This window comes from Aneurinibacillus sp. XH2 (genome assembly GCF_001439585.2).
GTDB classification, from domain to species: domain Bacteria; phylum Bacillota; class Bacilli; order Aneurinibacillales; family Aneurinibacillaceae; genus Aneurinibacillus; species Aneurinibacillus thermoaerophilus.
The window spans coordinates 3270705-3283252 of the sequence record NZ_CP014140.1 but is presented as its reverse complement, the minus strand read 5'-3'; the positions used below and the strand labels follow the sequence as shown (position 1 = coordinate 3283252).

Annotated in this window: 12 protein-coding genes; 6 read left to right on the top strand and 6 right to left on the bottom strand. The window is 44.8% G+C overall.

Annotation, left to right across the window (positions count from 1 at the left end):
• Positions 1-3 precede the first annotated feature (3 nt).
• The 4 genes from ACH33_RS16250 (at position 4) to ACH33_RS16235 (ending at position 3662) form a co-directional block, all read left to right on the top strand.
• On the top strand, positions 4-975 hold the full coding sequence (locus ACH33_RS16250; protein WP_057899944.1) for a branched-chain amino acid ABC transporter permease: 972 nt from the start codon (positions 4-6) through the stop codon (positions 973-975).
• The gene (locus ACH33_RS16245; protein ID WP_057899943.1) at positions 953-1729 is read left to right on the top strand and encodes an ABC transporter ATP-binding protein; all 777 of its coding nucleotides are present in this window, start codon (positions 953-955) and stop codon (positions 1727-1729) included. Before ACH33_RS16250 ends, ACH33_RS16245 begins: the two co-directional genes overlap by 23 nt.
• Complete coding sequence (locus ACH33_RS16240) at positions 1729-2436, top strand: ABC transporter ATP-binding protein (RefSeq protein ID WP_057899942.1); 708 nt, start codon at positions 1729-1731, stop codon at positions 2434-2436. The genes ACH33_RS16245 and ACH33_RS16240 overlap by 1 nt, the downstream gene beginning before the upstream one ends.
• Before the next feature lie 185 nt (positions 2437-2621).
• Positions 2622-3662 (top strand): DUF3048 domain-containing protein, encoded by a 1041-nt coding sequence (locus ACH33_RS16235; RefSeq protein ID WP_057899941.1) that lies wholly within the window; start codon positions 2622-2624, stop codon positions 3660-3662.
• Between the two features lie 68 nt (positions 3663-3730).
• Here ACH33_RS16235 and ACH33_RS16230 read toward each other — a convergent pair whose 3' ends face one another.
• Positions 3731-5428: a methyl-accepting chemotaxis protein gene (locus tag ACH33_RS16230; RefSeq protein WP_057899940.1), complete on the bottom strand. Its 1698-nt coding sequence runs from the start codon at positions 5426-5428 to the stop codon at positions 3731-3733.
• Between the two features lie 200 nt (positions 5429-5628).
• Positions 5629-6696, bottom strand: coding sequence for an RNA-guided endonuclease InsQ/TnpB family protein (locus ACH33_RS16225; RefSeq protein WP_057899939.1), 1068 nt, complete (start codon positions 6694-6696; stop codon positions 5629-5631).
• 371 nt (positions 6697-7067) lie between these two features.
• On the opposite strand from ACH33_RS16225, the gene ACH33_RS16220 reads away from it, so the two are divergent.
• Positions 7068-7379, top strand: coding sequence for a YerC/YecD family TrpR-related protein (locus ACH33_RS16220; protein WP_057899938.1), 312 nt, complete (start codon positions 7068-7070; stop codon positions 7377-7379).
• Between the two features lie 92 nt (positions 7380-7471).
• On the top strand, positions 7472-8164 hold the full coding sequence (locus ACH33_RS16215; protein ID WP_091261127.1) for a heptaprenylglyceryl phosphate synthase: 693 nt from the start codon (positions 7472-7474) through the stop codon (positions 8162-8164).
• Between the two features lie 220 nt (positions 8165-8384).
• Here ACH33_RS16215 and ACH33_RS16210 read toward each other — a convergent pair whose 3' ends face one another.
• The 4 genes from ACH33_RS16210 to ACH33_RS16195 all read right to left on the bottom strand — a co-directional run bounded on the left by ACH33_RS16210 (position 8385) and on the right by ACH33_RS16195 (position 12534).
• Positions 8385-8930, bottom strand: coding sequence for an RNA polymerase sigma factor (locus tag ACH33_RS16210; protein ID WP_162265052.1), 546 nt, complete (start codon positions 8928-8930; stop codon positions 8385-8387).
• Between the two features lie 99 nt (positions 8931-9029).
• Positions 9030-9896, bottom strand: coding sequence for an ABC transporter permease (locus tag ACH33_RS16205; protein ID WP_057899935.1), 867 nt, complete (start codon positions 9894-9896; stop codon positions 9030-9032).
• On the bottom strand, positions 9893-10819 hold the full coding sequence (locus ACH33_RS16200; RefSeq protein ID WP_057899934.1) for an ABC transporter ATP-binding protein: 927 nt from the start codon (positions 10817-10819) through the stop codon (positions 9893-9895). The genes ACH33_RS16205 and ACH33_RS16200 overlap by 4 nt, the downstream gene beginning before the upstream one ends.
• Positions 10816-12534, bottom strand: coding sequence for a DUF8725 domain-containing protein (locus tag ACH33_RS16195; RefSeq protein WP_057899933.1), 1719 nt, complete (start codon positions 12532-12534; stop codon positions 10816-10818). Before ACH33_RS16195 ends, ACH33_RS16200 begins: the two co-directional genes overlap by 4 nt.
• Positions 12535-12548: the final 14 nt, after the last annotated feature.

Below are 12548 nucleotides of genomic sequence, written 5' to 3'. Positions count from 1 at the left end.
AAAATGCAACGGAAGAGAGCGAAAGGTTTCTGGTTATCCATTCTCCTTGCCATTGCTTTTTATGCAGTTATTCAATATCTTATATCTTTTTCTATGCTTAATACGTTTTATGAGAATACGCTGTACTTTATATGTATCAATATTATCCTCGCTGTTAGTCTTCACTTGGTTATCGGTATCACGGGCCAGTTCTCCATCGGGCATGCTGGCTTTTTGGCTGTTGGTGCTTATATTTCGGCCATTTGTACAATGAAATTAGAGCTGCCATTTAGCGTAGCGTTAATTGCCGGGGGGATTGTAGCGGCTATAGCCGGATTGGTTGTCGGCATCCCCAGCTTACGGCTTAAAGGGGATTATTTGGCAATTGCAACATTAGGCTTTGGTGAAATTATTCGAATTACTTTTTTGAACATTGATTATGTAGGCGGAGCCAGTGGGATGCAAGTATCCCATATGACAGATTGGACCACGCTATTCGTTTGCCTGTTGATTACGATTATCGTAATTATCAACTTTACGAATTCTACGCATGGGAGGGCGTGCATTTCGGTTAGAGAGGATGAAATTGCGGCCGATGCTATGGGAGTGAATACGACATACTACAAGGTCATTGCCTTCGTCCTGGGTTCTTTCTTTGCGGGAATTGCCGGTGGATTGTATGCACATAACTTCTATATCATTCAGCCCACAAACTTTGGCTTTTTAAAATCGTTTGATATTTTGATTTTTGTTGTGTTAGGTGGCTTGGGAAGCATGTCGGGCGCGGTGATTTCCGCTATTTTATTAACGATTGTGTCTACCTTCTTGCAGGATTACCCAGAAACGCGGATGATTATTTACAGTTTGGTTTTAATTATTGTGATGATTTATCGCCCGCAGGGATTGATGGGTACGAAGGAAATTACGGAACTCTTTAAGAAGAAACGCACAGGCATCGAAGGAGGAGAACCAGGTGGCAAACACACCGCTGCTTAAAGTAGACAGCGTCGGCATTCAATTTGGCGGGCTAAAGGCCGTCTCTGGTGTAAATGTGGAACTGTATCACGGGGAGCTTGTTGGACTTATCGGTCCGAATGGAGCTGGAAAAACAACATTTTTTAACCTTTTAACAGGCGTATATGTACCGACGGAAGGGCACATTTTTCTAAATGACGAAAAGTTGAACGGACTTGTACCATATCAAATCACCCGTAAGGGAATTAGCCGGACATTTCAGAATATTCGTCTGTTTGGTGATCTGTCGGTGCTTGACAACGTCAAGGTCGCTTACCACTCGCTTGCGAAACATTCGATTGTCAGTTCGATTCTCCGTTTGCCTTCCCATTTTTCCGGGGAGCGGGAGATGGAGAAGAAAGCGATTGAGTTTCTCAAAATTTTTAAGCTTGATAAACTGAAAGACGAGATGGCGAAAAATTTGCCGTACGGACAGCAACGTCGTCTGGAAATTGCCCGCGCGCTTGCGGCTCATCCGAAACTGCTTTTGCTTGATGAACCGGCGGCGGGGATGAATCCACAAGAAACGAAAGAGCTGATGGAGCTGATTGCGTTTATTCGCAAAGAGTTTAATCTTACCATCTTGTTGATTGAACACGACATGCCGCTTGTGATGGGCGTGTGCGAACGGATTTATGTTCTCGATCATGGACAATTAATTGCGCATGGCTCGCCGGAGGAGATCCGAAATAACCCGAAGGTGATTGAAGCGTATCTCGGCGAGGAGGTTTTGTAATGTTAAAGGTAGACAATATTGACGTATATTATGGAAATATTCAAGCATTGAAAAGTGTGTCATTGGAAGTGAATCAGGGGGAAATTGTGACGCTTATCGGGGCGAACGGAGCGGGAAAAAGTACGTTGCTTAAAACGATTTCCGGACTTCTAAAGCCAAGGCAGGGCAATATTGTATATCTTGACCAATTCATTGCGGGCAAACAGGCGCAGGCGATTGTAAAGCAAGGAATATCCCACGTACCGGAAGGGCGCCGTGTGTTTGCCAATATGACAGTGGAAGAAAACTTGGAACTGGGCGCGTTTTTGCGCCGCGACAAAGATGGTATGCGCAAGGATTTTGAGAAAGTATACGATTTGTTTCCGCGTCTGCTGGAACGCCGCAAACAATTGGCGGGCACGCTTTCCGGCGGAGAACAGCAAATGTTGGCGATGGGCAGGGCGCTGATGGCGCGTCCGAAGCTGCTCTTGCTTGATGAGCCATCTATGGGACTTGCGCCTCTGCTTGTAAAAACCATTTTTCGTATTATTCAGGAAATTAATGAAGCAGGCACAACCATTCTTCTGGTAGAGCAGAATGCGCATATGGCCCTTTCCGTAGCCAATCGGGCATACGTTCTCGAAACGGGCCGTGTTGTTCTTTCAGGCACAGCAGCCGAACTGAATGCCAGCGATGAGGTGAAGATGGCGTATTTAGGCGGACATTAATACAACATGCGGATTCTTCCTTTATGATGAAAGTTGCACGAATTTTTAAATAGAGGAAGAAATCCGCATATTTTCTTTCTATATATTTTTGTAATTCTACGTACTTGGGCATAAATTTTAGAGGAAAGCTATACTAAAGAAGTATGGTAAGATATAGGAAAATGATAAAAAGAAGAGGGATTATTATGAGAAAAAAAGTATGGGCGGCATCGTTGCTTGCTTTGAGCCTGTCTTTTACCAGCGCTTGCGGACTGCTTGATAAGCTGGAAAACAAGAGGCAGCAAAATATGCCGAACATCGAAACGGCTACCGGAGCGGTTCCTGAATTGGTGTCCAAGTACGTAGCTCCCTTAACCGGTCTTCCCGTCGAGAGTGAAAACAAGGATCGCGTTGTGATGGTCATGGTGAATAACCATTCCAAGGCGCGGCCGCAGTCCGGATTAGATCAGGCTGATATGGTGTATGAGATGTTGGAAGAAGGGCTTATCACCCGGTTTATGGCGTTTTACCAAAGCAAGTCACCGAAAGTAGTTGGGCCTGTGCGCAGTATCCGTCCGTATAATATTGAAATCGGACAAGGGTTTGACGCCATTATGTCGCATGCCGGAGGCAGCGTCGCCGCACTCAGCGTGCTTCGCAGTGGCGATTATGCTGATATGGATGAAATTTACACATATCCAAAAGCTTACTGGCGTGATAAATCACGCAAAGCGCCGCACAATTTATATACAAACATTGAAAAGCTGCGTAAAGGAGCAGAAGAAAAAGGCTACAACCTCGGGGGAGATATTCCAGTTTTCTTATTTAAAAAGGAAGATGAATCGGTAGAGGGAGAGCCAGGAACGAAAATCAGCATTCGCTATTCCAAAAGGAATACAGCGGGGTACGAATACGATCCGGCCACAAAACAGTACAAGCGGTTTACCGCAGGCAAACCTCATCTGGATAAAGAGACAGGCAAGCAATTGCTTGCGACCAATGTGCTGGTCATTGCGGCGCACCATCGTGTATTGGACGGCGAAGGTCGCCTGGAAATTGATACGGAAGGGCCAGGAGAAGGTTATCTGTTTCAGCGCGGCAAGGCGATAAAAATTACCTGGGAGCGGAAAGATGGGGCGATTCGCGCCTATCAAAATGGTGTAGAAGTACCGCTGTATCCCGGTACGACCTGGGTCAATGTTGTACCAACAACCCCGTCCTTCTCTGAACATATGACGTTTGAATAAGAAAGTGAATAGATCCACCCGTTTGGTTAACGTGGTGGATCTATTCATGACCAGAGGATTTCTATTGTTTACTTTTTCGTTATGATAAATTTGCTCATCTCTTTCTCCAGTGTTTCAGACATATGAGCTAACGAAGAAGAATTTGCCGCCACTTCTTCAACGGTCGCCGACTGCTCTTCCGCTGAAGAAGCTACTTCTTGAGCGGCTGCTGCTGACGCTTGAGCAATGGTGGCGATTTCTTGCAACGATTGCAAAATCTCTTGTGTATTGCTTTCTAATCTGTGAAAGATCTGCTCGATTTTTTTAATATTGTTTTCTGTCGCTCCAACTTTGGAGACAATGATGTCCAATGATTTTCCACCATATTTGATGATATCAACTTGCTTTTCTATAGCACTGAAATTACTTTCCATTGTACGAATGGTAATGGCTGTTTCCGCCTGAATATCGCGAATCATTTCGGTTATTTTTTTGGCAGCTATATTTGATTCCTCGGCAAGTTTATGTACTTCATCCGCTACTACCGCGAATCCTTTGCCATGTTCACCTGCCCGTGCTGCTTCAACCGCCGCATTTAACGCCAAAAGATTGGTTTGGCTGGAGATGTCGGTAATCGTTGTAATAATTCCTCCGATTTCTTCCGAACGACGTTCTAACTTTTGAATGGATTCAGTCGCTGAAGAAATCGTATCGCATACAACGTTAAGATGATGAATCGCTTCATGAATAGAACGGTTTCCTTCGTGGGCGGCGTTTGTTGCTTCTAAGGCATGTTCCATCGTCTTTTTCACTTGCTCATGTCCTTCTTTTGTTTCCTCCATTGCCTGTTCCATTTTCTCAAGAATGATGGAAGTCGCGTCGGCTTGACGGTTTGTTCCATCCGCCACTTCGTTAATGATAGTGGCAATCCGTTGGGAAGCTTCACCGCTTTGATTTGCGGAAGCTGATAATTCATGGCTGCTTGCGTTTAAATCAGATGATAGGGTTTGCATATCCTTGACGAGTGCCAACAGCTTTAGCCTCATTTGTTCAAAAGCGGCTCCAAGTTGCCCGATTTCATCTTTAGTATGCACAATGACTTTATCGGTCAGGTTTCCGTGTGCAATTTGCTGTGTTCCCGTCAAAAGCTGGGATAGAGGCAAAGTAATGGCACGGCTTATTTTCAAAGCGATTACGATGGAAAGAAGGAGCACGATTGATGAAGAGATAAGCAAGACCGTTTTCAAAAATGAAATCTCATCATCCAGTTGTTTAACGACAGCGCGAATGTTTTGCAGGGCTTCCGCACGAAACTTGTCTACCTTTTCGTTAATGCTTTCGGCATATGCGTCAAACTCGCCCATTGTTTCGTTTCCTTTTGCTGTGCCACCTTGAATGTAGTCATGCGCCATTTTTTTTCCCATATTGTAATATTCGTTGAACGACATCTGAATTTCTTGTAATCTTTGCTCCTGTTCCGGATAAAAGGAGCGCATTTCTCCGAGCGTTTTTTCAAATTGTTTAGCATATTCTTCGGCTTTATCGAAACCGTCATCCAAACCTTTTGCGGCTTTCGTAACGCTAATATCGGTGAGCCATTGCTGAACTTGCACAACGGATAATTTCATGTCATCGGCTTTTAAAGCTATCGGCAATGTTTTGGTTTCCATGTGCTGAATATTTTTCGTATTTTGGCTGATTTGCAGCAGAACAAAGGCTAAAACGGTTGCAAATAACAAAAAAATCATCGTAAAAGAAAGTAGCAATTTTCCTTTAATACTTTTCAAACATATCTCTCCTCTTTCAATAATGAACCTCTCCCACTTACCATAGGTTGAAGTGGGGGTTTCTGAACGATCCACCTCGGCAGAACAGGCGATCAACGGGTTGTCGCTGATCTCACAGACACGTGCCGTCTGCGAGGGGAATCATTCAGCAACACACCCTTACGGGCGTGGGTCGGAACAAACCATCTACTACTTCTCGCTTAGGCGATCCGTAGATACGTGGGTTTCTGAATTTCAAACGGCAAGGACTGAATCCGGTTTTCATACAACACTTTGGACAGTAGATTCGCCGCACCGTGAATGTCCCGATGTTGGGTATAGCCGCACGAACAGCGATACATACGCCCACGCACGTTCTTTTTCGCCCCGCAAACCGGACAGGTTTGCGATGTATAGCGTTCCTTGCGCTTATGGAGCATGATGCCTTCCGCCTTCAGTTTGTACGTTGGGTACTTCTTTACTTTCCCAACCTGCCACTGGCTCATTCGCTGATTGTGGCAGCGAGAACGTTTCTTTTTCTTCTTTCGCTGGACGCCTTCGACGTCTCCAAGGTAGACTTCGTTCACTTGCTGGGCGACCACCCATTCGACAAACTGTTTCGTCGTTTTGTGCAAGGCATCCTGTAACTGGCGTTTACTTTTAGAAAGAAGATATTGTTTGGCTCGATTGTATCGCTTCCACTGAAGGCTGTATTTCTGGCACTTGCTCATTTTTCGCTGAAGCTCTGCAAGCTTCTTGTTACGCAGGCGGTGAATGCTTCGGATTTTTCGTCCGGTCACAATGAGACTGTCTCCAGTTGTTGCGACGGCCGCAAGCGTATGAATTTCACCCGGGTCAATGGCGCATGTATGCGAACCCGGCGGGTTCGGTGCTTGACGCTTGCCTTCCCAGATGCCGCGACTCAACGAAATGCGTACGTTGGGATGAATGGTAAAACCGTCCGCCGCCCACTTTGTGTTGAAATACTTCTTTTGCTTATATGGATAGCGGACGTTCGTGTGCCCTTCCTTTCGGGCCTGATGTGCGCTATCTCGCGCCCAAAGATATTTGTGGCACACAGCTTGTATACTCTGGCTGTGCATCGGGAAACGACGCTTCAAGCGTTTTTGTAGTTCGGTTTTACCGATCCACTGCCCGGTTTGCTGGTGGTAGACTTTCGCTTCAGCCAAGCACGTATTCCACACTTCTGCCGAGAAGCGATGTAAGGCAAACAGGGCATCTATGGTAGAGCGGGATGCGGTAAAAGCGACTTTTGCGGTTCGAATCATTCGAATCACCTTCTTTTTCACTACGAACGTACATTCCTAGTACGCAACGAATGGAAGAGAAAAAGAAGCGCGATTCATTCCCCACCTACGCCGGAGGCGTGGAGGAAGGGGACTTCTCGCGTGTTATGTTAAATTGAATGTCGAAATGGTAAAAGTGCTATATATTTAATATATCGTCATATTTTGGTAGGTAAAGATAGGAAGAATTTTTGAAATTTTTAAGGCTGTGCTATATATTTGAATGTGACCGTTTTTTCTTGTCAAAGCGTAGAGAATTACATATTATAAAAATAGCGTTTGCTTTACTTCTTGAAAAAAGTAAAGTGGTACTTATGTAAAGAGTACATGTGCCGGAAACGGAGGGAAAGTCGGTGCAGTTAGATAAAATCAAGGGAAAAGAGCTTGAACAATTATTTGAAGCAATTCTCTCGCTGGAGACGATGGAAGATTGCTTTTTGTTTTTCGATGATTTGTGTACGGTAAACGAAATGAAATCGATGGCGCAGCGCCTTGAAGTGGCACGAATGTTGCGCGAAAAACAAACATACAGCCAGATTGAAGAAGAGACAGGCGCAAGCACGGCGACCATTTCCCGTGTAAAACGTTGCCTGAATTATGGTAATGGCGGATATATGGCCGTGCTGGATCGATTAAGCAAAAAGAAGAACAAAAAAGAGAAATAAGCCTTCTGAATTTTAGTTCAGGAGGCTTTTCTTTTTTCTTTCGTCTTATTTGAATTATAATAACAAGCATGAAAGCATGGAGGAGGATACATATCTTGAATATCCAAACATGGAAACACGTGTTTAAACTTGATCCCGATAAACTTATTGGTGATGAAGAATTAGAGATGGTCTGCGAATCAGGAACAGACGCGATTATTGTTGGTGGAACAACCAATGTGACGTTCGATAATACGATTGACTTGCTTAGCCGTATTCGGCGGTACGCAGTACCCTGCGCGCTTGAAGTATCGAATGTAGAAGCGATTGTCCCGGGGTTTGACGCGTACTTTGTGCCGCTTGTATTAAACGCGCAGAACCCGGAGTGGATTTTTAACGCTTATATTGAGGGACTGAAAGAGCATGGGCCGTTTATTAAATGGGATGAAGTGTTTGTCGAGGGGTATATTGTTTGTAATCCGGATTCAGCGGTCGCACGGCTGACAGAAAGTCGGACGAATATTGCTCAAGAAGAGATGAAAGCGTATGCGCGTCTTGCGGATCAGATGCTAAAGCTCCCGATTTTTTATATTGAATACAGCGGAATATATGGTGACGTGGAGCAAGTGCGAGCGGCGCAGAAGGTGGTACAGAACAGCCGCATTTTTTACGGCGGCGGTATCCGAAGCGCGGAACAAGCAGCGGAAATGGCACAGTGGGCGGATACGATTATTGTCGGCAATATTATTTACGAGAATCTTGAACAGGCGCTTCTGACCGTACAGGCGGTGAAGAAGCAGAAGTAGGCGAGCGCAGCATATTTGAGCACAAAGCCGTTCTTCAAGCAGAATAGACCAAACTCTGAACCGTTCCATGATGGAGAGAGTCCATTGCTTGTTTCCGCTTTTTGAACGGCTTTGCTGAAGGTAAAATGGGCCGGGAAGAAGGTGAGAGTTTTCTTATACAGGTATGATTGTTTTCACCCTGTATGCTACTTAATCCGTCCATACGGCGTGATCAATCTTGTTAAGAACATGTTTTGGATGCTGGGCATGAACAGTAAATGATGTTGCTTAGTTTCAACCGTGCCATGTATAATCTGGATTTAATGATTTCTTCTTTTATGTTTAATAGCGAAGCAATCTCTTGGGCACTTAACTCTTGGTAGTAGAACAGCATGATTATGATTCGCAGCCCCGTGTCCAGGGACATAACCGAATACAGAAACTGTTGCTTTGATTCTCCTTGAGGCAGTGTATCAATTGGCAAAATGCCGTCAGCACTGATTGTAGACGGAGCGACATGCTCACACCTTTTCCATTCCGCTTGTTGTTGCGAAATACCCAGTATACAACGGGCGAGTACATGATGAAACCACCCTTTAAAGTTGTCGATCCTTTCTTCGTTCCTAATGCGTGTATATGTCTCGATCAGCGCATTTCGCACGACTTCTTCTGCCAGCTGTTGTCTGCCTAAAATAACGAGTGATGTTGTATATGCTCGCTGTAAGTAAGGCCCGACCAGTAAGCGAAATCTCTCTTTATCACCGCTACGACATTGTTTTAGTAACATTCTCTCATAGCCCATTTTTAGCACCTTACTTTTTTAGTAGTCAATAAATATAACGTTTTCTCTTCTTCTTTTCAATGAACATAACGAATTCATCATCGTTTACTTAATTTGAACCCTCCGGAAGAAAAATACAGCCAGTGCAAGCATGATGATCGTAATGAGACCGTAATACAAAATAAACCACCAGTAAGGGTCGCTCATTTGCGAGGCTCCGTTGCCAAAGATTGATTTCTCATTCATAAAGACCATCACCACAATATTCGCCGGATTGATGCAGCTTAGTGCATGTAGCCAGCCGTACAACGGATGAGAGTTAAGAGGCGGAAATGAGTCATCAGGAATCATCTTTTCAGCTAAATCTATGTTGATGATGTCATAAAGCATCGCATTGATAAAAAACAGCAAAGCGGTATATGCGAACACGATGGCGTATGTTGTCACAGATGCAGCGCCGGTGCGTTTTACGAGTGTGGATACGCATACGCCCACAGAACCGATAGCCAATATCGTGATCATGTATACACCGAATATTTTCAGCCATTGTTGTGGATCAATTCCCCCGAACAAAAACACAATACTGTATAACGGAAGCGAAGCGAAAATAAGTAAAAGGATAAAGCTAAGCGCCGAAAGCCATTTGCCAATAATGATTTGCAAAGGCGATAAATTAGTTGTCAGTAGAAGCGACAATGTTTGGCGCTCACGTTCTCCACTGATCACACCCGCCGTTAATCCGGGTGTAACGAAAATAATCAGCCCGTATTGTAATATGGATAAGCACATAAAAATTTCGAAGTAATTAGTAGAAGAGTAAGCTTCTTTTTCTTTAAAATACATAATACTGAACACGACAAGCGCAAGCGCCGCCAAATAAAGGCTGATGATCCATGGTGTTTTGCCAGAACGCATACGTATGCGGAACTCTTTACCTAGTACGGGATTAGTGAAGAGTTGTAGAAGGTTCATGAGCCCACCCCTTTCGTAATTTCCAGGAATATGTCTTCTAAATTTCCTTCCATTTCGCTAAATGCAATGATTGGATATTTCTCTATAAGCAAGGTTTGCAACAGGGCTGCTTGCTCGGAATCAGAGCCGTTAAAGCTTATAATAATATGGTCATCTTCCCGCACCGCATTAGAGACTTCAGGGGCGGAGCGCAAACGGGCCAAGAGCGGTTCCCATTTATCCAGCACCCGAATTTTTAATAATCTTTGTGCTCGCATTTTCCGATAAATTTCTTCCACCTTACCTGTAGCAACCAGTTTGCCGGATTCGATAATGCCGATGGTGTCACACATCTCCGCCAGTTCGGGCAGAATATGCGAACTAATTAAAATCGTTTTTCCGGTTTCCCGCAGCACTTTTAAAATTTCCCGCATTTCAATCCGGGAGCGTGGATCAAGCCCGGAAGCAGGCTCGTCAAGAATGATGACTTCCGGATCATGGATCAGGCATCTGGCGAGTCCCAGACGTTGTTTCATCCCGCGAGACAACATATCGACATATTCATCCGTTTTATGTGTTAGTTGCACAAGCTCCAGCATTTGCGGAATTGCCTGTTGTCTTTCTTTGGGCGATAAACCGTAACTCGCCCCGTAAAAGTCCAGATACTCATAAGCCGTTAAATTGTCGTATACACCGAAAAAGTCAGGCATATAGCCGATGAGACGGCGAACTTCCCGCGGATGTTTTACGCAATCGTAGCCGCCGACTTTTGCCGTACCGCTCGTCGGGGTAAGCAGCGTGGCCAGAATGGACATGACCGTTGTTTTTCCGGCTCCGTTCGGCCCTACAAAACCGTAAATTTGTCCTTTTTTAATCTCAAGGGTGATTCCCTGTAAAGCAACGGTACGGCCGAATTTTTTGTATAAATCTTTTACTTCGATCATTTTACGCCTCCCGTTTCTTTTAGCTCTCCTATTTTCGCTTTTACAACCGATAATTGCGAAAGCTGATAAGATTCATTGATGACTTCGTTTTTTAATGGATGCTGGTCGGTCCAGCCGATGAGATAAATCCCTTGTTCTCCAATATCATGATAAATGGATTCGATCAGGCGTGCTTCCGGTGAACGTGTATAATTTCTCTTCTCTACATCGAGAGAAGCAGGTAGCAGCGCTTTGGCAAAATCTGATTTGAGAAAGCTTCTTGGCGTATCAACGCTGCGAATCGGGACATTGACCTGAATGGAATCGCCGGGCGCAAGCGCAGGGATTGTCTGCACGCCATCTTTATAAACGATGCAGACATTGCGTAATGCGTAGTTTGTATGATTGCGAATCGTACCGGTAATCCGGTTATTTTGCGTTGTTAGCGTTGCTGCGAATGTTCCGATCCCTTCTTGATGTTGTTCGGAAAATGCTTGGCGCAGCGACCAAAATGCCGTATTTGTGAATTGTGCTTCCGTATGGTCTGTTTGCAGGAGAATGCGGGTGTTGCTTCTTGGATTTCCTCTTTCCCTATCTTTTAATGGAAACACGGTTATACCTTTTGGGAAGCGCAGGCTGTAGTCCCCGCTATGCGGTGCAAAAAATGCGCTGCCACTCCTAATATCGGCGCTTCCGTCGTTGTTTACTTCAATCAAACTGACATTTTGCAGGTGTACTTTGTTGCCGTATTGCCACTTGCCGTATCCATAGGTTGCCAATGCCGCAATGATTGAAAGCGCCGGAATGAAGAGCCAATTCCATTCCCGGGCGTTTCGTCTTTTCATGATATAAAATAGGACAGGACCAATGATGATGATGTAGGCAGCGAACAGTAAAGCGGCAAGCGAAACGTCCGGCAATTTAAATTCGGGCATGTAGGTTGCGGCATCGCTCAGTTGGGAGGCCATGTATGTGCCATTCCATGAACTTGTATCGTTTTCCGCTTTTTTGCCGATTGTTTCCCAAAGTCCTTTCCCGCTTGTTTGATCAACAGTAAACAATTGTCCACCTTGTGCTGCCCAATCTTTTACGGTTTTCTTTTGCTGTTCATTTAGACGCGCCATTTCTTCTTTGTCGATCAGCAGGGCATTCAGGCCGCTGTTCCGCAGCGTATCTGCTGGAATGTCCTCCAGAGTAAGCGGCTGTACATGAATGGATGGTGCATTTGCTTTTTCCGGTGGTTGGGTACGAAGCAGATGCGTGGTCACCGCTTCATTCGCCAGTATACCGACAAAAATACTATCATTTGGGATGTTGTTCGGGGCCATCGGGTGTTTGACAAGTGTTTTGCCGTTTTGTACCCATTTAACATATGACGGGTTATTTTTAAAATAGCTGAATTGTGCATGTACCCGAAACGTCACATGTTTGCTTTCCCCTTTTTTCAAGGATAAAGGCTTTGAGTATGTACCCACAAATGTATGATTGGTACGCATATCTAATTCAATATTTCCATTGATAGGGGCATCGGTCTGGTTGGTGACGGTAACCCGGACAGGCACGATGGTATCCCATTTGTACGTATTGTTAAAACCAACATTCACTTTTATGCTGACTACCGGTGCGGCAGTCGAGTCGGCGCGTACTGAAACGGGGAACAGACCGCTGCTAAAAAAGCAGATAATAATGACGGTGAAAAGAAGCCACGTGGCCCACCCTCGTTTTCGTTTTTTCATAAGTCTAACACCTT